The sequence below is a fragment of the Bradyrhizobium sp. USDA 376 genome, assembly GCF_054063675.1.
Window position 1 is genome coordinate 5561655 of the sequence record NZ_JBSSGN010000001.1, and the last position, 20946, is coordinate 5582600.

Sequence of the window (20946 nt, forward strand, 5' to 3'; positions counted from 1 at the left end):
CATGACCTCCTTCATCGAAACGCGGCTGCGCGATGCCCTCGCGCCGTTCTGGCCCGATTGCACGGCGATCGGTTCTCACGTGGCGGGCCGTATCGCTCTCGGAGCGGGCGAGGTCATCACGGTTGATGATCCCGCAACCGGCGCGCCGCTCTATGCCTATCGTGATGCCGGCGAGGCGGTCGTTGCCGAGGCGGCTGCGGCCGCCAGTACAGCGCAAGCCGGCTGGTCGCGGCTCACCGGCGCGGCCCGCGGACGCGTCATGCAGGCGATCGCGCGGGCCATTCAGGGAAAGGCTGAGGAGCTGGCGCGCCTTGAGTCGCTCTCGGCCGGCAAGCCGATCCGCGATACGCGCGTCGAGGTCGCCAAGGTCGCCGAGATGTTCGAGTACTATGCTGGCTGGGCCGACAAATTCCATGGCGACGTGATCCCGGTGCCGTCGAGCCATCTCAACTACACGCGGCGCGAAGCCGTTGGCGTCGTGCTCCAGATCACGCCCTGGAATGCGCCAATCTTCACCTGCGGCTGGCAGGTCGCACCCGCCATTGCGATGGGCAACGGCGTGCTGCTGAAACCGTCGGAGCTGACGCCGCTCACCTCAATGGCGCTGGCGCATCTCGCCGAGCAGGCCGGGTTGCCGGTCGGGCTCGTCAACGTGCTCGCAGGCCACGGCCACACGACGGGGCAGGCCGCGCTCGGCCAGCCGGCGGTGAAGAAAGTCGTGTTCGTCGGGTCAGTGCCGACCGGTAGGCTCATCGCAGAAGCTGCAGCCAAGCGGCTGTTGCCTTGCGTGCTCGAACTCGGTGGGAAGTCTGCGAACATCGTGTTCGCCGATGCCGATCTTGCACGCGCGGCCATCGGTGCGCAGGCGGCGATCTTCGCCGGCGCCGGCCAGAGCTGCGTTGCCGGCTCGCGGCTGCTGGTCGAGCGCTCGGTCTATGATCGCTTCGTCAGGATGGTCGCCGACGGTGCTGCGAAGCTGAAGGTCGGCGCGCCCGATGCGGCGGAGACCGAGGTCGGGCCGATCAACAATGCCCGGCAATACGCCCGCGTGCTCAGCATGGTGAAGCAGGGCCTCGCGGAAGGCGCCACGCTTGCGACCGGCAGCGACGGCAGCACGGGGCGAGGCGGCTTCTTCGTCGCGCCGACTGTGCTGCGCGACGTCAGCAACAACATGGCGGTGGCCCGCGACGAGATCTTCGGGCCTGTCGTCGCCGCGATCCCGTTCGATTCCGAGGAGGAAGCGATCGCGCTCGCCAATGACAGCGATTTTGGTCTCGCAGGTGCGGTCTGGACGAGCGACGTCGGGCGCGCACATCGGGTCGCCGCGCAAGTCAGGGGCGGGGACGTTCTGGATCAACTCCTACAAGACCATCAACGTCGCATCGCCCTTCGGCGGCTTCGGCATGAGCGGCTACGGCCGTTCGAGCGGGGTCGAGACACTCTTCGAGTACACGCAGGTCAAGAGCGTCTGGGTCGAGACAGCGGCCGAGCCGGCTGTGGGCTTCGGCTACGCGCTGGGGATTCGGGAGTAAGGCTTTAGGCTATTGTTTGAGCGGTCGTAGATCTTGCCGGGGGCGATCGGGCAGGCTTGAAAAACGCTCTCAGCGGCTGCAATCTCCACCTGACTGAGGCCTCGATCTGGAGAATCTCGGCTTATGCCGACCGATGCGAGGATCGACGATGAAGCAGCGGCTTATCATGTGGCTTGCCGTTGTTGCGGGCGTCGCCCTGGTGCTCGGCGTCGCCTGGGCCGCCATCCTCTGGACTCGCCCGGAGCCTATTCGCATCGCGTTCGCCAATTCGCTCTCTGGCCCATCCGCCCCGGCTGGGACGGAAAGCCTGATCGCGATGCAGCTTGCTATCGACGAAGTGAACGCCAAGGGTGGCGTCAACGGACGGCCGATTGAACTCGTTCTGTTCGACGACGCAAGCGATCCAGCCGTGGCGCGCGCGAATGCGCAGGCGATCGCCGACAGCCCATGCGTCGCTGTGCTCGGCCATTATCTCAGCTCCGCATCGCTCGCGGCAGCGCCGGCATATAAGAATGCGCGGATTCCTGCGCTCACGGGAAGCGCGGCTGCCGACGATCTGACATCCACCAATGATTACTATTTCCGTGCGCTGTCGCCGGTCTCCGCACAGGCGCGCTCGATCGCGGAACATCTGCGCGCCGTGATGAAGGAGCCAAGAGTCCGTCTTGTTCACACGCGCGATTCCTACGGCAAGAGTTTTGAGCGTGGATTTGCGGCGGCCTATCCGGCGGAGCAGTTGCGTGTGTTCGGACTGGACGTCGCAGCCGGTCAGATCCGATCGATGGATGAGGTGCTGGACGCTGCCACGCAGGAGCCCGGTCCCGGTGTCATCGTCGTCGGCGCGGCAGCCGACTATATCGCAGACATCGTCAAGGCGCTGCGTCGCCGCGGCATCAAGGGGACGATCATCACAACTCAGGGCGCGGGCCGCGAAAGCTATTTGAGAAATTTCGTCAACGAGCCCGAGGAACAAACGCGTCCGGGTTTCTTCAGTGAGAATCTGTATGCGGCATCGTCGCTGATTTTCGACAGCGCCGGCGTGGCGGCGCAGGCTTTCGCCGCCGGCTACAAAGCGAGAGCGGGAACCTCCCCAAGCTGGGTTGGCGGTGGCTCGTATGACGCCGCGCGCCTGATGATCGACGCGCTGAGACGAGCTGCCGTACATCGCCGGTTTATGGGGCAGGGGATTCAGAAACCATCCGACAGCAAGGTTGCGGATCGCGACCGGGTGCGCCTCGCACTGGCCGCGATCAACAGTCCGAAATCGGCGGTCGTCGGGCTGACGGGGCGGCTCTATTTCAACGCGAACCGCGACATTCCGCGCCCGATCCGAATGGGTTTCTTCCGTTACGGCCGGTTCGTCACGGCGCCGCTGCAACTCGTGCGCATCGATCAGCCGGATGGAATCGACCTCGACGCCGAACGGGAGAAGGGCCATGTCATCGCGTTCGAGGGACGGCGCTATTGGATTCAACGCGTCGTTTATACCGGCATCGACATCATTCGCGTCAGTCGGATCGACGTGAAGCAAAATTCGTTCAACGTCGACTTCTATCTCTGGATGCGGTTCGCTGGCGACGATGAGGCGCAGACGCACGTCGAATTCCCGGCCTTGCTGGATCGCGGGGCGTTCGATGCAGCTCGGCCGATTCAGGCTGGACAGGAAGACGGCCTGAGCTATCGGCTCTATCGCATCAACGGCGATTTCAAGGCCCGTTTCGATCTCCATGATTATCCGTTCGACACGCAGGAATTGCGTCTGCATTTCCAGAACACGGAACAGCGGCGGGAACTCATCACCTATGTCATCGATCGGTTCGGCTTGCGCCTTGCCGACGACGGAAGCTCGCGGGCCGAGGACGGGGCCTATTCCGGACTTCCGCTCTGGCGATTTCTCGGACTGAACTATTTCGTCGAATCCATGTCCAGCGGATCGACGCTCGGCAAGGCGTCTTTGTTCGATGCCGAGGCAATGACGGAATTCGCAGGATTCGATGCGACCATCGTGCTGCGCCGCAGCTCCTCCATCTACATGCTGAAGAACCTGCTGCCGATGTTCCTGCTCGTGCTCGTCGTATTCGCGACGCTGTTCTTTCCCGAAACCATGTTTCGTGAACGCGTGACGATCCCAGTGACCTCGATCCTGGCGAGCGCGGTGCTGCTCGTAGCGGTGAGCAGCCAGATCGGCGATGTCGGATACACGGTGGTGGTCGAGGAGATGTTCTACATTTTCTTTGTACTATGCCTGATGACGATGTTGGCGGGCTACAAACATGAAAAACTTCGGGCCACCGGCCGAAAGCGCGCCGCTGTTGTTCTGGATCACGCAGCGCAGGTCATTTATGCCGGGACGGTGCTCGCTGTCATCGTCGTGCTCTACCGGCGTTATGCCTTGTGAGGCACGCGTTGATACCTCGCCGGTGCGCCACACCTTCTTGAAATTCGCAGCATCAGTCCGGATCTGGCCCATCTGCGACTTCAGAGAATGTCCGCTCTTCGCCGCTCTCGGGGGATGACCGGACATCGGTCTGCTAGACGCGCTAACGCGGCCCTCCGGCGCCGGATCATGCTTCAGCCGCCCGTGACGCTCATGTGCCTGGAGACGCTGGGGCGGTTGTGGCGGCGGTCGATGATGAAATCGTGGCCCTTGGGCTTCAGCCCGATGGCGCGGTCGATCGTAGCGGCCAGCAGCTCATCGTCATCAGACGCGCGCAGAGGCTTGCGCAGGTCCGAGGCGTCCTCGTGGCCGAGGCAGGTGTGCAGCGTCCCCGTGCAGGTGATGCGCACCCGGTTGCAGGATTCACAGAAATTATGGGTCATCGGCGTGATGAAGCCGAGCTTGCCGCCGGTCTCGGCGACGCTGACATAGCGCGCCGGACCGCCGGTGGACTCGGCAAGATCCGTCATGGTGAACTGCTGGGCGAGGCGCGCGCGCACCAGCGACAGCGGCAGGTACTGGTCGATACGGCCCGAGCCGATCTCGCCCATCGGCATCACCTCGATCAAGGTCAGTCCCATGCCCTTGCCGTGGGCCCAGCGCATCAGTGAGGGAAGCTCGTCCTCGTTGAGGTTCTTCAGCGCGACCGCGTTGATCTTCACGGCGAGCCCTGCGGCCCGCGCGGCCTCGATGCCTTCCAGCACCTTGTCGATCTCGCCCCAGCGGGTGATCTCGCGAAACTTCTGGGGGTCGAGCGTGTCGAGCGAGACGTTGATGCGGCGGACGCCGCAATCGGCGAGCTCCCGGGCATGTTTTGCCAGCTGCGTGCCGTTGGTGGTCAGCGTCAGCTCGTTCAGAGCGCCGCTCTGGAGATGCCGCGACAGCGAGCGCACCAGCGACATCACGTTGCGGCGGACCAAGGGTTCGCCGCCGGTGAGTCGCAGCTTCTTCACGCCCTTGGCGATGAAGGCCGAGCAGAGCCGGTCGAGTTCCTCCAGCGTCAGCAGGTCGGCCTTGGGCAGGAACGTCATGTCTTCCGACATGCAGTAGAAGCAGCGCAGGTCGCAGCGGTCGGTGACGGAAACGCGCAGGTAAGTGATCGTCCGTCCGAACGGATCGGTCATCGCGCTCGACAGCGCGGCGCGGGGATTCGCAGAAGATCCGTTCATACCAAATGCCTTGTCACTTACGGCGACGGGCGCACCTTTGCTTCAGCGGTGCTCTGGAAGCAATCTAAGCATCGGACGCGGCTAGGACAATCGGGTGGTATACGTAACTCAGCGCTTGCCTGCGTTCGGATCGGGGAACGGCGAGCCGGCTGCGGGCGCAGCGTCGGCCGGCGCCGCGGCGGTCGCGGCCGGCTTCGGCTTCTTCGGCCGGTGCGGCTTGCGGACGGGTTTCGGCGGGGTGGCCGGCTGGAGCTCCGCAAACACCGGATTGGGGTCGGTGGTGACCGCGGCGGGCGTGGTGAAATCCCCGGGATTCTTGATCACATTCACCGGCACGCTCGCGGGCTGGTACTTGGGCAGCGCGAAGGCGACCGTGAACGGCGCGTCCGGGGCGGGAACCGAGACCGAGCAGGGGGTCTTGCAGCCCGGACCGAGCGAGGTCGAGGCGTCAGCGCCGGGCGGATTGGATTCTAGCCGGACCTGGACGGTCGGCGGCGCCGATTTGAACATGTCCCAGGACATCGAGGAACAGCCGCCAAGACTTGTTGCCGCCAGGAGGCTCGCCCCCGCTAGCGCAATCGCGATCACACGACGCATGAACCACCCACTTTGACTGCGACGAACCGCCACATCCCCGGGCGGACCTTAGGGGCGTCGCCGAGGGCAGGCAACCGGCGCGCCGCGCATAGTTAATAGTTGGTTAATGCGGGGCATCTTCGGCTTTTTGCTGGGATTTCAGGGGCTTGCCGAACTCTAGGCGGTCATCAGACTGCTTGCGGCCGCCGGCAGGTCGCGCATGTGATGGATCAGCCGGTCCGGCTTCAGCTCGGCGATCGGCACGTCCGTGTAGCCGAAGCTGACCCCGATCACGGGAACCCCGGCCCGCCGGGCCACCCCGACGTCGGTCCCGGCGTCGCCGACCATGATGCTGGCCTTCACATCCCCGCCGGCCCGCGCCACCGTTTCCCGGAAAATCGTCGGATCGGGCTTCTGGACACCAAAAGTGTCGGCGCCGCAGATCGCCGCGAAGCGGCGACTGAGGTCGAGCTGGTCGAGCAGCCGCTTGGACAACCATTCCAGCTTGTTGGTGCAGACCGCGAGGCGATGGCCTTGCGCCGCGAAATGATCGAGTGCCGCCTCGAGCCCCTCGAAGGGCCGGGATTCGACCGCAATATGTTCGGCGTAATAGGCGATGAAATCCGCCGTCATCCGGTCCATGTCGGCGAGGCTGACGGTGCGGCCCTCGGCCTCCAACCCCCGCTCGATCAGCTTGCGGGCGCCGGCGCCGATCATGTTGCGGGCCGATTGCATCGGGACCGGCGGCAGGCCTTCGCGGTCGAGCACGTAGTTCAGCGCGGTGATCAGGTCGGGCGCCGTATCCACAAGCGTGCCGTCGAGATCGAAGACGAGGGTGTAGGGGGCGGTCGTGGAGGGCGAGGTCATGGGCCAAGCGCTATCGGGCCGGCCGGATCGGCGCAAGGGCCGAAGGCATAAGTTCACCTTATAAGATTGGTCCAGAGGTCTGTTCCCGCGGGGAAAACGAGGCTACATAGGCCGCCGCAAGCGGCTATACCGGCGGCACTCTCAAGCCAGAGGCGGGCGCAAAATTGAACATGGACCAGTTGAAGCGGCAGGCGGCGGCGCGTGCGCTGGAAGAGGTGCGTGACGGCATGCAGCTCGGGCTCGGCACCGGCTCGACCGCAAAGCATTTCGTCGAGCTGCTCGGCGAGCGGGTGGCTGCCGGGCTCAAGGTGATCGGCGTGCCGACCTCCGAGGCGACGCGCGCTGACGCGGAGCGTTGCGGCGTGAAGCTGACCACGCTGGATGAGATCGACCATCTCGACATCACCGTTGACGGCGCGGACGAGATCGATCCTGAGCTCAATTTGATCAAGGGCGGCGGCGGTGCGCTGCTGCGCGAGAAGATCGTGGCGGCTGCCTCGGATCGCATGATCGTGATTGCCGACGACAGCAAATGGGTGCCGACGCTCGGCAAGTTTCCGCTCCCGGTCGAGGTCATCCCGTTCGGGCTTGGCGCGACGCGCCGCGCGATCGAGAAGGCATTTGCGGACTGCGGCGTTTCCGGGCAAATGGCGGTCCGCAAGGCCAAAGACGGCCACGTTTTCGTCACCGACGGCGGCCACTGGATCGTCGATGCCCAGCTCGGACGGATCGCGGATCCCGCGAGCCTCGCCAAGGCTTTGAGCGCGATTCCCGGCGTGGTCGAGCATGGATTGTTCATCGACTTGGCCAGCTCGGCCGTTCTGGCGGGCGGCGAGGGAATCCGCGTGATTGAACGGCGAAAGCCCTAAGGAGACTAGGAATGAAGAGCGTTTTGAAATTGTTGCCGGCCGCGACCCTTGCTGCTGGCCTGGCCGTCTCGGCGGTCCCGGCGATTGCGCAGCAGGCGGCCCCGGCCCAGCCCAAGGCGGCCGCCGCGCCGGCCCAGCCGAAGGCCTCGCCGGCGGCGATTGCCGCGGCCAAGGAGATCCTGCAGATCAAGAACGCCACGGCGATGTATCAAGGCGCCGTGCCGGGCCTCGTCGAGAAGACCAAGATCGCGCTGACCCAGCAGAACCTCAACTACCAGAAGGACCTCGCCGAGGTTGCCCCGATCGTGGCCCAGCAGCTCCAGGGCCGGCAGAACGAGATCGGCGAAGGCATGGCGCAGATCTATGCCAGCGAGTTCACCGAGCAGGAGCTGAAGGAGCTCGTCACCTTCTACAAATCGCCGCTGGGCAAGAAGCTGATCGACGCCGAGCCGCGCGCCATCGGGCTGAGCATGGCCTTCATGAACTCCTGGGCCCAGAACTTCTCCGAGACCGTGATGGGGGCCTTCCGCGCCGAGATGCGCAAGCGTGGCAAGGAAATCTGACAGTACCTATCTAGTCAGAGATCCCTGAAGCGCGTCATCGCGCTTCAGGCTCGTTATTTGCGCATGATCCTGTTGGAGAACCGCTGCACACTTCTCCGGATCATGCGCTGAAAGAAGAGGTCGGAGTGGACAATGGCTGAATTCGACGTCGACCTCTTCGTCATCGGTGGCGGCTCGGGCGGCGTGCGTGCCGCCCGCATCGCGGCCGGTCACGGCGCCCGTGTGATGATCGCGGAAGAGTACCGCATGGGCGGCACCTGCGTGATTCGCGGCTGCGTGCCCAAGAAGCTGTTCGTGATCGGCTCGCATGTCCGTCACGAGATCGAGGACGCCGCCGGATTCGGCTGGACCATTCCGTCCATGAGCTTCGACTGGGCGACGCTGATCGCCAACAAGGACAAGGAGATCGCGCGGCTGGAAGCGGCCTACACGACGAATGTCGAGAAGTCGGGCGCGCAGATCGTCAAGAGCCGTGCGGTGATCGAGGACAAGCACACTGTCCGCCTGCTCGAGAACGACCGCAAGATCAGGGCGAAGTACATCCTGATCGCCACCGGCGGTGCGCCCAACCACGGCGCCGCGATTCCCGGCATCGAGCACGTGATCTCGTCCAACGAGGCATTCCATCTTGCGAGGCTGCCGAAGCGGATCGTGATCCAGGGCGGCGGCTACATCGCGCTGGAATTCGCCGGCATTTTTGCCGGCTTCGGCTCCGACGTCACCGTGATCTATCGCGGCGACAACATCCTGCGCGGTTTTGACGAGGACGTCCGCACGCATGTGCGAGCCGAGATGGAGAAGCAGGGCATCACCATTCTCACCGGCTGCACGGTGACCAAGGTCGACCGCCACGGGGAGGACTTCACCACCCATCTGTCGAACGGCTCCAGCATCGCCTCGGACCAGGTGATGTTCGCGATCGGCCGCCATCCCAATGTCGCCAATCTCGGTCTGGAGAACGCCGGCGTCGCGATCAATCCGAAGAATGGCGGCATCGCGGTCGATCATTTCTCCAGGAGCTCGGTCGACAGCATCTATGCCATCGGCGATGTCACTCACCGCTTCAACCTGACGCCGGTCGCGATCCGCGAGGGCCATGCCTTCGCCGACACCGTGTTCGGCAAGCGCGAGGTGCAGGTGGATCACGCCAACATCCCGACGGCCGTGTTCTCGCAGCCGGAGGTCGGCACGGTTGGTCTGACGGAAACCGAGGCGCGCGCGCAGTTCAGCCATGTCGACATCTACAAGACGACGTTCCGCCCCATCAAGGCGACGATGTCCGGCCGCGACACCCGCGTGCTGATGAAGCTTGTTGTCGACGGCGTGACCGATCGCGTGCTCGGCTGCCACATCGTCGGCGATTGCGCCGCCGAGGTCACGCAAGCTGTGGCGATCGCGGTGAAGATGAAGGCGACCAAGGCGGATTTCGACGCGACCATCGCGCTGCATCCGACCGCGGCCGAAGAGCTCGTTACGATGCGCACCCCGACCGCGCGCCACGTGCGTCAGGCGGCGGAGTAGGGCTATCGTCCGCCGGACGAACTCGGCCTGCATGGTTCGAGACGCCCGCTGTGGCGGGCTCCTCACCATGAGGGTCTAAGATTTCGCCGCAAAACGCGACCTCATCCTGAGGGCCCGCCGCAGCCGAGCGTCTCGAAGGATGGCAGCAAACGAGATGCGCGCCTATCCGTACAGATATCCGACCGGCTTGCCTTCGGTTCGCAGGGGACGGACGTCCTTATGGGTGATGATCTGACCGGCGAGGCCGTCGATCTCGTCGCGCTGTGTCGGGGTCCAGCTGCGAAGCTCGTTCATGCCCTTGAGCAGGCCGAGGCGGAGGACCTGGGTGTTCTCGCCGACGCCGATGAGGCTGATGGACTCCTTGCCCGCCGTCACCACGTCGCCGGCGGAAAGCTCGAAGCTCTCGCCGGACTTCTTCCTGAACTCCGCCGTGCCGCGAATGACGCGGTAGATCACGACCTCGCCCTTGGCAAAACAGGTCGCGTCCGCTGTGGCAGACGTGCTCTTCGGCAAGAGTGCGTGGCCACGCGGGTCGGTCGCGATGATGTGGCCGGTGACGAGATGCCCGCTCGGAATCTCGATGCCGATATCGCGCACGTAAACCGGCATGGCCGATTTGACAGAGCCATCGGTGAGCGGCTTGAACAGCGCGTCCAGCGCCAGGGGGTCCTGAAGCCAGAAGCCGGCATTGGCCGGGCGGTCATGCAGCGGATGGCTCCAGGCCACGCGTGGCGTTTCGTCTTCGTTGATCTGGTCCGGGCCGACGATGGTCGGGTTCGGAAAGGTGGTGGGATCGGTGATGAAGGCTTCGAGGAATTTGCCGGAATAGCCCATCGAGATCGGGTCGGGCACCACCGTCTGCGGCGTCTTCAGGTTCTCTTCGGTCGACAGGCCCGACCATGTGTAGAACAGCTGGCGATGCACGATCGCGCTTTGCAGCATCACCGCGCCGGGGCCGACATTGTACCAGCGCCCGTCATAGTCGAAGGTGAATGCGCCCGATGTGACCAGCACGAGCTGAAAGCCGCCCGGCGGAAGATGAAGGTGGAAATCGGTAGGGCCGGTATCCGGGCGGTAGATCGGCAGGTTGGTCGCGACTTCGTGCAGCAGGAAGGTTTCGTTGTTGGCGTGAAAGCCCTCGTTGGCGCGGTTATAGAGCGCCTGCGGCCGGTAGGTCGCCTCGTATTTCGCATTCTTGTCGCGGTCGATCGCGACGAAATCCCTGTCATTCAGGCGAAGCGGTGAGCCGTTCGGGCGGGTGAGCCCGGTGAATTTGAGATCGCCCGCAGCATGCACGTTCATGGCATTCTCCGATGTGAGGCCGTCATCCCGGAGCTGGGCGCACGCATCTTGCTGCTCCTTGTCGTGGGAGGGCAGGGAATCCGGCGTGACGATGTCTTGCGAATTTTGGGCCAGTCGGCGTGCGGCGCAGCGCGCGGGCTCTGCGGCTTCGCGCGGCGAGAGAAAAATCGAGGTTGCACCTGAGGTTAGATCACGCGGTTCGCCAGCCTGCGGGGCCCGTTCGCAAAACCCGCAAGTCCGGTCGAGGGACGCATTTTGTCTAATTTGTCGGCATGTCCTGCAAAGGCCATGCAGTCGTGCAGGTCGCGGGACCGGCAAATGCCGGCGGCTCAGCCTTCGGGCTCATTCGAATGACTGACGGACGGTGCGCTCGGGCTTGCCGGACGGGCTGTCCGCCCACTTCGCCATGTCCAGCGCACGCGCGTCGATGCCTTCGCACCAGAGGCAGCTCAGCTCCACGCGGCCCTTGGCCGTCAGCATCGGGACAAGCGCATGGCCGCAGCCGGTGCAGGAGGTGATGCTGTGCATGCGATTCTCCACGATCTCGAACTCAGGACGACCTTTTCGCTACCGAAGCTTGCGCGGGCGCTATGACGGCGCAGGCGCGCTGCGCTCCATCGGAGCGCTCGTTTCTGAGATCGTAGCGATCCATCGTGACACGGTTGCGATGTCGTCGTTGTGTCGTCCGAGCATCATGGAATTCCGTGACGGATTGGTCGCGCGGGAAACGCAATATTTCGGTGAGCGGTGCGATCTGTCAGCATCCCGTGCGCATCTCGTCGAGCGGGAGCGAGCTGCGTGCTCCGCACTCCGCTGTCATTCCCCGCGGAGGCGGGGAATCCAGTACGCCGCGGCGTCTCGATAATCACGGACGTCTCGGAGTACTGGATCGCCCGCCTGCGCGGGCGATGACAGCGAGGATGTGATCAGGTGCGTAAGTCCGCAACTGCTTAACCAAACATGGTAACACGGAACCGATGCGGCGGCTGGTCGCAGTCACGTCGCCTTGATTCCGACAGACCCATCTTTATTTCTGAGCGAACAAGAATCCGGGCCCCTCTGGCGAGGACGCCGACAGATGTCGGCAAACCTCGCGATGTCGGATGACCTGTCCCGCGCGAATGCGATGGATCGGCCGACTGTCGGGCCTTCTCGAGTTCCTCCGACCCGCCGTTCCCATCGCAGCTCCGCGCGGCCATTCGCGCAAAACGAGGAGCAACGATGTCTGACGCCAAATTCTCAAATCCGACCGAGATCACCGAACCGTCCAGCCTGAACGAGCAGGCCGCGGTGGCGCTGGTCATTGCCGGCGCGCTGGTCGCGGTCGCCGACCGCCGCGTCTCGCCGGTCGAGCGCGACGAGGTGATCCGCTTCATCAGGGATCGCGGATTGGCGCCGCACATCAGCGATGAGCGGCTGCTGTCAATGTTCGACGAGCTGGCGGAACGATTGGAGGAGCCGGACTTTGCCAACGTGGTGATCGACACGTTGCGGCCGGTTTCGAACATGCCGCTTTCATCGCATCTGATGGAGTTGTCGGAGCGCGTCGCGGCCGCCGACGAGGACGTGCATCCCCATGAAGTGCAGGCAATCAAGCTGCTGCGGCTTTTGACGCTGGTGCTGCCGCGGGCAAAGCAGGTCGGGCCGGATGCGGTGAGCACCGCCCCAAAGGAGTGAGCATGAGCACGGCATCGGACGAGCATACGACCGGGATCGAGGGCGCGGCTAGCCAGATGGCTGGCGGTGATCCGCGCCTCGACAAGCTCGTCCACCGCCTGCCGCCGCGCATGGGCGACACCGTCACCTATCTGCTCAAGCCCTCCAGCCGCTGGGTGCGGATCCCCTCGGGCGCGCTGCTCGTCGTCGGCGGCGTGCTCTCCTTCCTGCCGGTGCTCGGCGTCTGGATGCTGCCGCTTGGCCTTGCGCTGCTCGCCGAGGACGTGCCGACGCTGCGCTCCTCCCGTTCAAAGGTCTTCGACTGGATCGAGCGGCGCAAGCCGCATTGGCTCGATCCGTCTACACCGAAAAATGATCAACCATGACTGAATTCATCACCGCCGACGCGCTGAGTGCGCTGCTTCAAGTCGTCCTGATCGACCTCGTGCTTGCCGGCGACAACGCCGTCGTCATCGGCCTTGCCGCCGCCGGCCTTCCGGCCGCGCAGCGCCGTCGCGCCATCATCGTCGGCATTGCCGCTGCAACCGCGCTGCGCATCGCCTTTGCCGGCATCGCGACCCAGCTTCTGCAGGTGATCGGCCTTCTGCTCGCCGGCGGCGTGCTGCTGCTCTGGGTGTGCTGGAAGATGTGGCGCGAGATTCGCGAGCAGGCCGCGCACTCCAACCAGCTCGCGTTCAGCCATCGCGGCGCCGCGGATGCTGCGCCTGTACCGCACAAGACCTTCGGCCAGGCCGCGGTGCAGATCGTCGCCGCCGACGTCTCGATGTCGCTGGACAACGTGCTCGCGGTCGCGGGCGCCGCGCGCGAGCATCCCTACATCCTGGCCTTCGGCCTGTTGTTGTCGGTCGCGATGATGGGCGTTGCCGCTGACCTGCTCGGCCGCGTGCTCCAGAAGCAGCGCTGGATCGCCTATGTCGGTCTTGCCATCATCATTTACGTCGCCTTCGAGATGATATATCGCGGCTCGCTCGAGCTTGCGCCGGTCATCGCAAGTCTCTGAGCGCAATTCTTCTGAGGCGACGCTTCCTGCCTCCAATCCGGAGTAATCCATGACGTCCGAACGCAAAGCACCTTCGGCGCACGCCGTGCCGCGACCGCAAATCGGTCCGTTCGCCCAGCTCATCTTTGGTTCGCGCTGGCTGCAAGTGCCGCTTTATGTCGGCCTCATCGTCGCGCAGGCCGTCTATGTGCTGCTATTCCTGAAAGAGCTCTGGCACCTGGTTGCGCACTCGTTCGACGCCAGCGAGCAGCAGATCATGCTGGTCGTGCTCGGGCTGATCGACGTCGTCATGATCTCGAACCTCCTGATCATGGTGATCGTCGGCGGCTACGAGACCTTCGTTTCCCGGCTGAACCTGAACGGCCATCCCGACGAGCCGGAATGGCTGAGCCACGTTAATGCCAGCGTGCTCAAGATCAAGCTGGCGATGGCGATCATCGGCATCTCCTCGATCTCGCTGCTCAGGACCTTCATCGAGGCCGGCAATCTCGGTACGACGCGCAGCAATTTCACCGAGACCGGCGTGATGTGGCAGGTGCTGATCCACCTGACGTTCATCCTCTCGGCGATCGGCATTGCCTGGGTCGACCGCCTCGGCGAGACCGGCCACCGCAAGCAGGCAAGCCACGGCTGAGCATAAGGGGCCGCCTTTGAGTGCGAGACGCGCCGCGGTGCTGCGTCGAGAGCGCTAGGACGTCTGAGGATAGGTCGCGTTCTCGCGCCGCTCGCGCTCGCCCAGCTCGCGCACCAACTCCTGAAGAAACGACTCGGTGTAGGCGGGCAGGGTGCGCTCGGCGCGGACATAGATGCCGAGGTCGGACCAGACCGGGCTGCCGGCATTGTCGAGCGGCAGGAAGACGAGCTGGCTGTCGCGTGACAGCCGGCCGATGCCGAGCTGGGTCTGGAAGGCGACACCGACGCCGCGTGCGGCGAGCTCGCGCATCAGGTCGATCGAGTTGGCCTGAATCGCCGGCTCCGGCGTCTCCGAGAGCTGCGCGATCAGCGGCTGCAGCAGATGATAGATCGACAGCTCCGGCAGCGCGTTGATGACGGGGAAGGCGAGGCATTGCTCCAGCGTCACCGTCTTGCGGCGCGCCAGCGGATGCTCGCGTGCGACCACGGCGCCGAGACGAAACCGCTTCAAGGCGACCTGCCGCAGGTCGGGCGGGTGGCGGAGCGCCATGGCGATGCCGATGTCGGCTTCGCCGCGGCTTAAGGACTCCAGCACGTCCGACGATCCCTTCACCTCGGTGGTGAAGCTGACACGGCGGGCCCGGCCCCGATGGGACGCGATCAGGTCAGGCAGGACGGATTCCGTGAGCGACTCGATGCAGGCGATGCTGACGGTGCCGCTCCAGGCGCCGGAGAGCGATGCGACGTCCGAGCGGAAGCGGTCCAGGTCCTGGAGCACGTTCATGACATGCCGGGCCAGCATCTCGCCGACCGTCGTCAGCGTCAGGCCGCGCGCATTGCGCTCGAACAGGGGTGACCCAACCTCTTGCTCAAGCTTGAGAATCTGTCGGCTGACGGCCGAGGAGGCCACGTTCAGGACGCGCGCCGCGGCGCGGATCGAGCCGGTGCGGCGGACGGCGTGGAAGTACTGGATGGCGGGTGAATGAAATCGCATGGGGTCCCCTTGGGAGGACTATAGCCGTTGCCGAAACGGCAGCAATATGTGCGAAATTCTCTGCTTTTCGAGAGCGCTCCTCCTCCTTAGGTTCGCCGCCGGCTTGGCCGGCCCTGCCGGGAAGACGCCATGCCTTGCGCAACGAAGCGCCAGGGGATTTCGGGGTGGACGAGAACATCGCTTGCGAGCTGGAGCACGGGCCGGATACCCGTCTGGTCGATCGCCGACGGGCGGCCGCCTATGTCGGCGTGACCGCCGGCCGTTTCGAGCAATTGGTGCGCGACAACGTCGTGCCGCCGCCGGTCATGGTGGACAACAAGCGGCGCTGGCCGATCGCATTGCTCGATGTCGCCAGGGAAGCGGTGATCAGCAGCATGCCATGCCTGCCACAGGTGATGGCCGACGCCGCGACGGAGGCGCGCCCTTGCGAGCACGACCCGGCGCCCTCGCATGAATTGCCTGATCAGGCCTGGTTCGAGCAGCGCGCGCGATTCGTGCAGCGCGTGCGCCGCTCACTGCTCTCGGGCAACGAGATCCGCCTCCTGCGCGAGTTCAAGCTGCTCAGGCAGAACCGGATCAGCATGTTCGGCTATTACGGCAGCTTCGAAGCGCTGATGGTGCGCGGCTACATCGTCGAGATCGATCGCAAGCCGCCATCGAGCCGGCCGCTGGTGACCTATCGCCTGACCGAGCGCGGCGAGCAGGTAGTGTCGGCGCTCAAGGACGAGCCGCTGGTCTGACCGGCCGTGTGGCGCTGCCGGGCCCGTGTCGCCGTCAGAAGTCGACGCCACGCTTCCCCCGGCTGGTTCGAGATATTCCAAAAGAACCGGCTGGACCCGATCGCACGTATCGCTATATCTTATAGGATATAGCGGAACTGCGCTTCGGGGCTCTCGATGGAAATCAAAGTCAGGCAGCTCACGAGCTGCGAGGTGGCGGCCGACGGCGGCGCGATCTCGCTGGGCTTCGAGGACGTGACGGGCAATCCCGCGGCTGTCAGCGTCTCGCTCAACCAGGTCGGCGCCCTCATCATGACGCTGCCCGGACTGCTCGAGGCCGCGCTGAAGGTCCGTTATGGCGACCAGAGCCTGCGCTACGCCTATCCGCTGGCGTCCTGGGTGCTGGAGCAATCGACCGACACCACCCAGCGCATCATCACGCTCGAGACCGAAGACGGCTTCAAGGTGCGCTTCTCGATTCCGAAGGACGAGCAAAGCCTGTTGGGTGAAGCGCTGACCCAGCCGATGCCGGAAGTGACGGTGCGACCGAACTAGTGGCAGAGTGTGTTCACGACTTCCGCGAACGGGCGATGTCGCTCCTGAGCGCCTCCAGCTCCTTGTGCACGGCGCGTGCGGCGTCGCGCTCGATCTTGCGGTAGCGCGCGACAAGCTTCTCACCGAATGGAGTCAGCATCGCGCCGCCGCCGTTCTTGCCGCCGGCCTGCGGCTCGACCACGGCATGTCCGCAGATCCTGTTGATCTCGTCGACGAGGTCCCATGCGCGCTTGTAGGACATGTCCATGGCGCGCCCGGCCGCCGAGATCGAGCCTTGCGCGCGGATCTGCTCCAGAAGCTCGATCTTGCCGGGGCCGATCCGGTCTTCGCCGTCGAGGTCGATGCGGAGGCTCAACTGGGGAAGCGGTTTGGCGCTCGCGCGCGGCATGATTGGCATCTCTTGGACTTTGCCTGATGACATTGCCACTCTTGCCCGCCGTGGACAAGGTGAGCGCGCAGTCCTTCGTCACCGCACGGCGTGCATCTCCAGAAACGCCTTCACGCCGGTCACGGTGCCCGTATCCGACGGCACGTAGCCGGGCAGGGTGGCGACGGCGGCGCGAAAATCGGCGCTGCGGATGATCTCGAGGATGCGCTGCATTGGCGCGGTGTCCAGGAACGCGCGCTTGCAGACGAAGAAATAATCCTCGGTGAGGATGCGGATGAAGTCGAGGCCGAACTGTCGCGCGGCCGCCTCGACGCCGAAGCTCGCATCCGCCATGCCGCTGGCGACATAGGCCGCGACCGCGGCGTGGGTGAACTCGATCTGCTGCGCGCCGTTGATCCTGCTTTCGTCGATGCCGTTTGCTGCGAGCAACTGATCGAACAAGAGCCGCGTGCCGGAATCATGGTCACGGTTGACGAAGCGGACCTTTGGCCCGGTGAGGTCCTGAAGCGAGGCGATACGCAGCGGATTGCCGCGCGCGACCATCAGGCCCATCTCGCGCGTCACAAAACTGATGATGCGATCCTCGCGCGGATCGAGCCATTCGCGCGCCGCCTTGATGCCCTGGGCGCGCAGCGCGCCGTGCGGCAGATGCAGGCCGGAGAGGTCGCAGGCGCCTTGCGCCAGCGAGACCAGCGAGTGCTGGTTGCTGACATAGCGCAGGTCGACGCCGATGCCGGGCTCGCGGTCGAGGAATTCGCGCAGTTTTGCGACCGCAAAACCGTGGCTCGCATGCACGCGGATCACGGCGGGGCGCTGTTCGAGGAAGGGCTTGATCTCGCTCGCGAGCTCCTGGGCGAGGTTGTCGAGCTGCGGGCCGAGCCGCGCCTGCATGCGCTCGCCGGCCCAGACCAGCCGCTCGCCGAACGGCGTGAGCTTTGAGCCCTTGCCGCGCTGGGTCTCGACCAGCGGCGTGCCGAAGAACTCCGACCATTGCTCGATCAGATTCCAGACGTGGCGATAGGAGAGGTGCGCGTCGCTGGCGGCGCTGGTGATCTTGCCGGTCTTCCGGATTTCGTTGAGCACGCCGAGCATGACGGCGACGGTGCGCGGGCTGCCCTCGCGGCGAAACCGCCAGACGGCCTCGATCTCGATCTGAAGCATTGACCCTCCTTATGAACTACACTTCATATGATCGGCATCCATTTGCAGATCATATCATATTTACTCCAGCCAATAGACGCCTAGTCTGGCATACTAGAACAGGATGAAATATGATGTCAGTTGCATATGACTTTGCGCATTCGCCGGCCACCGAGTTCATGGCCCGGCCTCAGCATCTGCTCATCGACGGCCGCCGCGTCTCCGCCAGCTCCGGCCGCACCTTCAAATCCCTCAATCCCGCCACCGGGCAGGTCATCGCCACCATCGCCGAGGGTGGCGAAGCCGATGTCGAGCATGCCGTGGCGGCTGCACGCCGGGCGTTCGAAGGCCCGTGGCGGACGATGCGCGCCTCCGAGCGCGGCCAGATCCTGCTGCGCTGGGCGGACCTGCTTAAGGCACACGCCGCGGAGATCATCGAGCTGGAGTCGATCGATGCCGGCAAGCCCATTGCGGCGACGATGCGCCAGGACTTTCCGGCCGCCGTCGACACTCTGATTTATTACGCCGGTTGGGCCGACAAGATCAGCGGCGACGTCGTGCCCGTGCGCGACGATGCCCTGACCTACACCATGCGCGAGCCGGTCGGCGTGGTTGCGGCGATCGTGCCGTGGAATTTCCCGCTGATGATCGGGATGTGGAAGCTCGCCCCCGCACTGGCCTGCGGCTGCACGGTCGTGATGAAGCCGGCCGAGCTGACCTCGCTGTCGGCGCTGCGCATCGCCGAGCTCGCGCTGGAAGCGGGCCTGCCGGCGGGCGTGTTCAACGTCGTCACCGGCCCCGGCCGCGTCGTCGGCGATGCGCTGGTCAATCACCCCGATGTCGACAAGGTCACCTTCACCGGCTCGCCCGGTGTGGGGCGCGGAATCATGAAGGGCGCGGCCGGCAACTTCAAGCGCGTCTCGCTCGAGCTTGGCGGCAAGTCGGCCAATGTCATTTTCGACGATGCTGATCTTGAAGCCGCAAGCAAGGCGGCTGCCTCCGGCATCTTCTTCAATGCCGGCCAGGTGTGCTCGGCCGGCTCGCGGGTGCTGGTGCAGGAGAAGGTCTATGACGAGGTCGTCGAGCGGCTGGCTGCGCGCGCGAAATCGCTCAGGATCGGCGATCCGCTCGACCGCAAGACGGCGCTCGGCCCCGTCATCTCCGAGAAGCAGATGAAATCGATCCTCGACTATGTCGATATCGGCCGGAAGGAAGGGGCGAGCCTCGTCACCGGCGGGACGCGGGTCGGCGAGCGCGGGTATTTCATCAGCCCCGCTGTGTTCGCGGGCGTGGCGCACGAGATGCGGATCTCGCAGGAGGAAATCTTCGGCCCCGTCGTCAGCGTCATCAAGTTCAAGGACGAGGCCGACGCCCTACGGATCGCCAACGGCACCGCCTACAGCCTCGCGGCAGGCGTCTGGAGCCGCGACATCGGCAAGCTGCAGCGCTTCGCCAAGCGGGCCCGCGCCGGCACGGTCTGGATGAACACCTATGGCTATACCGACGTGCGCCTGCCCTGGGGCGGCGAGCGCGACTCCGGCCTCGGCCGCGAGCACGGCACCGCCGCGATCGACAATTTCACCGAGCCCAAGGCTGTGTGGATGAATCTGGCCGTCTGATAACCTCCCGATCGGCCAATCCTGGGCCCGCCTGATCGTCCGGTCAGGCGGGCTCCTTTTCGAGATCGATAAAATTGTCTGTATTCGGCTCAGCGGCCGCAAACCCTCTCGACAAGAAGCACGGCGCCTTAAACCAGAGCTTGGGAACCGACCTGCATCCTGCCCGCAAAAGGGCAGGGCATCATCATGTCAATCTTCAGGGAGATCGTCGTGGCGGTTGCGGGAGTGTACGCGCTCCTGTTCGCCTGCGACGCAGTGTTCGGCGTCGGCGAGGCGCGCTTCGACGACGCCTATTACCGCGCCAGCTTCTATGCGCCAAAACCGAAGGAGTTTCGGTTCGCGAGCGACACGCCGCCGGCGGTCCGCGTCAGCGAAGCCTTTGCACAGTTTGCGCCGGGCGACGCCAAGCCGAACAGGCGTTACTCGTCGCTGACGACGATCATTCGCTGACGCAGCTTCACTCCCCCTGGATCCATTCCGCGACGCCGCGCCACAGCGTGTCGCGGTGCTCGGGGCGGAAGAAGCCGAAATGGCCGATGGCCTTGGCGCCGACGTCGGACGGTTTCACCGTCAACACTTCCGGCTTGATCGCGGTGAATCCGCCCGCGAGCAGCTCGACGGCGGGCCGCGTCGCCCAGGGATCGTCGGAGAAGCACAGCGCGCGCAGCTCGCCCTTGAACTTGGCGAAATTGTCCAGCGCCGGCAGCTTTGAATCGAACAGATAGCGCGGGCTCGAGACCCACTCGGCCCATTGCAGGAACACACCCTTGGGCAAATCCTCGCCGATGCCGGCCCAGCCCGGCGCGTAACCGAGCGCGTGGGCCAGCGGCACGCCGACGAAATTCATGAAGGCGTAGACGCGGTATTTCTCCGGCGAGGTCATCAGCCGCCAGGTCGCGGCCTGCGAGGCGACGAAGGCGGCGCGGGAGATCTCACCGTTGTTCGCGATCAGCCCGAGCGCCTGGCCGCCGAAGGAATGGCCGACATAGGCAAGCGACAACGTATTGTAACGCTCGCGCATCCAGCGCACGGCGGCGGTGACGTCGAGCGCCGCCCAGTCCGACATCGAAGCCTTGAAGCCGACCAGCGATTTCGGCTGGTTGTAGCCGACCATCGCCGGCAGCCGGGAGTCGCCGATGCCGCGATAGTCGTAAGTGAGCACCGCACAGCCGCGATGGGCGAGATAGGAGGCAAAGCCGCGGTAGATCTTGCGCGGGACGGCGGTGGCCGAATTGATCAGGACGGCGTGGCGCTTGGCGCCGCGCGGCAGGAACAGGGTGCCGGCCAGCCCATACCCGTCGGTCGCCGGGAAGCTGATCTCGTCGATGAAAACGTCGTCCAATGCCGCGTCCATGGGCGGAAGGTGTCTTGCCGGTTTCCTCGCT

The 20946-nt window shown here is 64.8% G+C and carries 21 protein-coding genes and 2 pseudogenes; 14 read left to right on the plus strand and 9 right to left on the minus strand.

The genetic code is table 11. From position 1 onward, the window contains the following. Position 1: 1 nt before the first annotated feature. Positions 2 to 1532 (plus strand): annotated as a pseudogene (locus tag ACVJ19_RS25540) (aldehyde dehydrogenase family protein). Positions 1533 to 1680: 148 nt separating this feature from the next. Beyond that, the gene (locus ACVJ19_RS25545) at positions 1681 to 3930 is read left to right on the plus strand and encodes an ABC transporter substrate-binding protein (protein WP_453951872.1); all 2250 of its coding nucleotides are present in this window, start codon (positions 1681 to 1683) and stop codon (positions 3928 to 3930) included. A gap of 173 nt (positions 3931 to 4103) precedes the next feature. On the opposite strand, the gene moaA is transcribed toward ACVJ19_RS25545, so the two are convergent. From moaA to ACVJ19_RS25560, 3 genes are all read right to left on the minus strand, one after another. Then, the gene (gene moaA, locus ACVJ19_RS25550) at positions 4104 to 5138 is read right to left on the minus strand and encodes a GTP 3',8-cyclase MoaA (RefSeq protein WP_453951873.1); all 1035 of its coding nucleotides are present in this window, start codon (positions 5136 to 5138) and stop codon (positions 4104 to 4106) included. A 108-nt stretch (positions 5139 to 5246) separates the two neighbouring features. Next, positions 5247 to 5735, minus strand: a complete 489-nt coding sequence (locus tag ACVJ19_RS25555) for a hypothetical protein (RefSeq protein WP_453951874.1) — start codon at positions 5733 to 5735, stop codon at positions 5247 to 5249. Positions 5736 to 5891: 156 nt separating this feature from the next. Then, positions 5892 to 6581 carry an HAD family hydrolase gene (locus tag ACVJ19_RS25560; RefSeq protein ID WP_453951875.1) on the minus strand — a complete coding sequence of 230 codons (690 nt, stop codon included), beginning with the start codon at positions 6579 to 6581 and terminating at the stop codon, positions 5892 to 5894. A 164-nt stretch (positions 6582 to 6745) separates the two neighbouring features. On the opposite strand from ACVJ19_RS25560, the gene rpiA reads away from it, so the two are divergent. The 3 genes from rpiA (at position 6746) to gor (ending at position 9534) form a co-directional block, all read left to right on the plus strand. Beyond that, positions 6746 to 7450, plus strand: a complete 705-nt coding sequence (gene rpiA / locus ACVJ19_RS25565; protein ID WP_453951876.1) for a ribose-5-phosphate isomerase RpiA — start codon at positions 6746 to 6748, stop codon at positions 7448 to 7450. Positions 7451 to 7461: 11 nt separating this feature from the next. Beyond that, positions 7462 to 8013: a DUF2059 domain-containing protein gene (locus ACVJ19_RS25570; protein WP_453951877.1), complete on the plus strand. Its 552-nt coding sequence runs from the start codon at positions 7462 to 7464 to the stop codon at positions 8011 to 8013. A gap of 132 nt (positions 8014 to 8145) precedes the next feature. Then, entirely contained in the window at positions 8146 to 9534 is a 1389-nt protein-coding gene (gene gor, locus ACVJ19_RS25575; protein WP_453951878.1) for a glutathione-disulfide reductase, read from the plus strand. A 162-nt stretch (positions 9535 to 9696) separates the two neighbouring features. On the opposite strand, the gene ACVJ19_RS25580 is transcribed toward gor, so the two are convergent. Then, positions 9697 to 10836, minus strand: a complete 1140-nt coding sequence (locus ACVJ19_RS25580) for a hypothetical protein (RefSeq protein ID WP_453951879.1) — start codon at positions 10834 to 10836, stop codon at positions 9697 to 9699. A gap of 342 nt (positions 10837 to 11178) precedes the next feature. Further along, the gene (locus ACVJ19_RS25585) at positions 11179 to 11364 is read right to left on the minus strand and encodes a hypothetical protein (protein ID WP_453951880.1); all 186 of its coding nucleotides are present in this window, start codon (positions 11362 to 11364) and stop codon (positions 11179 to 11181) included. Between the two features lie 160 nt (positions 11365 to 11524). Here ACVJ19_RS25585 and ACVJ19_RS25590 point away from each other — a divergent pair. The 5 genes and pseudogenes from ACVJ19_RS25590 to ACVJ19_RS25610 all read left to right on the plus strand — a co-directional run. Further along, positions 11525 to 11623 (plus strand): annotated as a pseudogene (locus tag ACVJ19_RS25590) (nuclear transport factor 2 family protein); the annotation flags it as partial. Between the two features lie 434 nt (positions 11624 to 12057). After that, the gene (locus ACVJ19_RS25595; RefSeq protein WP_453951881.1) at positions 12058 to 12513 is read left to right on the plus strand and encodes a TerB family tellurite resistance protein; all 456 of its coding nucleotides are present in this window, start codon (positions 12058 to 12060) and stop codon (positions 12511 to 12513) included. A 2-nt stretch (positions 12514 to 12515) separates the two neighbouring features. Continuing rightward, positions 12516 to 12878 carry a hypothetical protein gene (locus ACVJ19_RS25600; RefSeq protein ID WP_453951882.1) on the plus strand — a complete coding sequence of 121 codons (363 nt, stop codon included), beginning with the start codon at positions 12516 to 12518 and terminating at the stop codon, positions 12876 to 12878. Further along, entirely contained in the window at positions 12875 to 13513 is a 639-nt protein-coding gene (locus ACVJ19_RS25605) for a YjbE family putative metal transport protein (protein WP_453951883.1), read from the plus strand. Before ACVJ19_RS25600 ends, ACVJ19_RS25605 begins: the two co-directional genes overlap by 4 nt. Positions 13514 to 13562: 49 nt before the next feature. Beyond that, complete coding sequence (locus ACVJ19_RS25610) at positions 13563 to 14147, plus strand: TIGR00645 family protein (protein ID WP_453951884.1); 585 nt, start codon at positions 13563 to 13565, stop codon at positions 14145 to 14147. A gap of 54 nt (positions 14148 to 14201) precedes the next feature. Here ACVJ19_RS25610 and ACVJ19_RS25615 read toward each other — a convergent pair whose 3' ends face one another. Further along, positions 14202 to 15140 (minus strand): LysR family transcriptional regulator, encoded by a 939-nt coding sequence (locus ACVJ19_RS25615; protein WP_453951885.1) that lies wholly within the window; start codon positions 15138 to 15140, stop codon positions 14202 to 14204. Positions 15141 to 15304: 164 nt separating this feature from the next. Between ACVJ19_RS25615 and ACVJ19_RS25620 the strand changes: the two genes are divergently transcribed. Beyond that, complete coding sequence (locus ACVJ19_RS25620; protein ID WP_453951886.1) at positions 15305 to 15880, plus strand: hypothetical protein; 576 nt, start codon at positions 15305 to 15307, stop codon at positions 15878 to 15880. A gap of 156 nt (positions 15881 to 16036) precedes the next feature. Then, positions 16037 to 16414: a hypothetical protein gene (locus tag ACVJ19_RS25625; RefSeq protein WP_453951887.1), complete on the plus strand. Its 378-nt coding sequence runs from the start codon at positions 16037 to 16039 to the stop codon at positions 16412 to 16414. Positions 16415 to 16427: 13 nt separating this feature from the next. On the opposite strand, the gene ACVJ19_RS25630 is transcribed toward ACVJ19_RS25625, so the two are convergent. Both ACVJ19_RS25630 and ACVJ19_RS25635 read right to left on the minus strand, forming a co-directional pair. Beyond that, positions 16428 to 16802: a winged helix-turn-helix domain-containing protein gene (locus ACVJ19_RS25630; protein WP_453951888.1), complete on the minus strand. Its 375-nt coding sequence runs from the start codon at positions 16800 to 16802 to the stop codon at positions 16428 to 16430. A 78-nt stretch (positions 16803 to 16880) separates the two neighbouring features. Then, positions 16881 to 17963, minus strand: a complete 1083-nt coding sequence (locus ACVJ19_RS25635; protein WP_453951889.1) for a substrate-binding domain-containing protein — start codon at positions 17961 to 17963, stop codon at positions 16881 to 16883. A gap of 113 nt (positions 17964 to 18076) precedes the next feature. Here ACVJ19_RS25635 and ACVJ19_RS25640 point away from each other — a divergent pair, with 113 nt between their 5' ends. Next, complete coding sequence (locus tag ACVJ19_RS25640; protein WP_453955205.1) at positions 18077 to 19561, plus strand: aldehyde dehydrogenase family protein; 1485 nt, start codon at positions 18077 to 18079, stop codon at positions 19559 to 19561. Between the two features lie 186 nt (positions 19562 to 19747). Next, the gene (locus ACVJ19_RS25645) at positions 19748 to 20011 is read left to right on the plus strand and encodes a hypothetical protein (RefSeq protein ID WP_453951890.1); all 264 of its coding nucleotides are present in this window, start codon (positions 19748 to 19750) and stop codon (positions 20009 to 20011) included. Between the two features lie 7 nt (positions 20012 to 20018). Here the strand turns inward: ACVJ19_RS25645 and ACVJ19_RS25650 are convergent, their stop codons facing one another. Next, positions 20019 to 20915, minus strand: a complete 897-nt coding sequence (locus tag ACVJ19_RS25650) for an alpha/beta hydrolase family protein (RefSeq protein WP_453951891.1) — start codon at positions 20913 to 20915, stop codon at positions 20019 to 20021. Positions 20916 to 20946 lie beyond the last annotated feature (31 nt).

Bases quoted from the DNA above. Each gene is read 5' to 3' on its own strand.
- ACVJ19_RS25545 (WP_453951872.1), top strand. From the start codon at position 1,681: ATGAAGCAGCGGCTTATCATGTGGCTTGCCGTTGTTGCGGGCGTCGCC.
- moaA (WP_453951873.1), bottom strand. From the start codon at position 5,138: ATGAACGGATCTTCTGCGAATCCCCGCGCCGCGCTGTCGAGCGCGATG.
- ACVJ19_RS25555 (WP_453951874.1), bottom strand. From the start codon at position 5,735: ATGCGTCGTGTGATCGCGATTGCGCTAGCGGGGGCGAGCCTCCTGGCG.
- ACVJ19_RS25560 (WP_453951875.1), bottom strand. From the start codon at position 6,581: ATGACCTCGCCCTCCACGACCGCCCCCTACACCCTCGTCTTCGATCTC.
- ACVJ19_RS25570 (WP_453951877.1), top strand. From the start codon at position 7,462: ATGAAGAGCGTTTTGAAATTGTTGCCGGCCGCGACCCTTGCTGCTGGC.
- gor (WP_453951878.1), top strand. From the start codon at position 8,146: ATGGCTGAATTCGACGTCGACCTCTTCGTCATCGGTGGCGGCTCGGGC.
- ACVJ19_RS25580 (WP_453951879.1), bottom strand. From the start codon at position 10,836: ATGAACGTGCATGCTGCGGGCGATCTCAAATTCACCGGGCTCACCCGC.
- ACVJ19_RS25585 (WP_453951880.1), bottom strand. From the start codon at position 11,364: ATGCACAGCATCACCTCCTGCACCGGCTGCGGCCATGCGCTTGTCCCG.
- ACVJ19_RS25595 (WP_453951881.1), top strand. From the start codon at position 12,058: ATGTCTGACGCCAAATTCTCAAATCCGACCGAGATCACCGAACCGTCC.
- ACVJ19_RS25600 (WP_453951882.1), top strand. From the start codon at position 12,516: ATGAGCACGGCATCGGACGAGCATACGACCGGGATCGAGGGCGCGGCT.
- ACVJ19_RS25605 (WP_453951883.1), top strand. From the start codon at position 12,875: ATGACTGAATTCATCACCGCCGACGCGCTGAGTGCGCTGCTTCAAGTC.
- ACVJ19_RS25610 (WP_453951884.1), top strand. From the start codon at position 13,563: ATGACGTCCGAACGCAAAGCACCTTCGGCGCACGCCGTGCCGCGACCG.
- ACVJ19_RS25615 (WP_453951885.1), bottom strand. From the start codon at position 15,140: ATGCGATTTCATTCACCCGCCATCCAGTACTTCCACGCCGTCCGCCGC.
- ACVJ19_RS25625 (WP_453951887.1), top strand. From the start codon at position 16,037: ATGGAAATCAAAGTCAGGCAGCTCACGAGCTGCGAGGTGGCGGCCGAC.
- ACVJ19_RS25630 (WP_453951888.1), bottom strand. From the start codon at position 16,802: ATGCCGCGCGCGAGCGCCAAACCGCTTCCCCAGTTGAGCCTCCGCATC.
- ACVJ19_RS25635 (WP_453951889.1), bottom strand. From the start codon at position 17,963: ATGCTTCAGATCGAGATCGAGGCCGTCTGGCGGTTTCGCCGCGAGGGC.
- ACVJ19_RS25640 (WP_453955205.1), top strand. From the start codon at position 18,077: ATGTCAGTTGCATATGACTTTGCGCATTCGCCGGCCACCGAGTTCATG.
- ACVJ19_RS25645 (WP_453951890.1), top strand. From the start codon at position 19,748: ATGTCAATCTTCAGGGAGATCGTCGTGGCGGTTGCGGGAGTGTACGCG.
- ACVJ19_RS25650 (WP_453951891.1), bottom strand. From the start codon at position 20,915: ATGGACGCGGCATTGGACGACGTTTTCATCGACGAGATCAGCTTCCCG.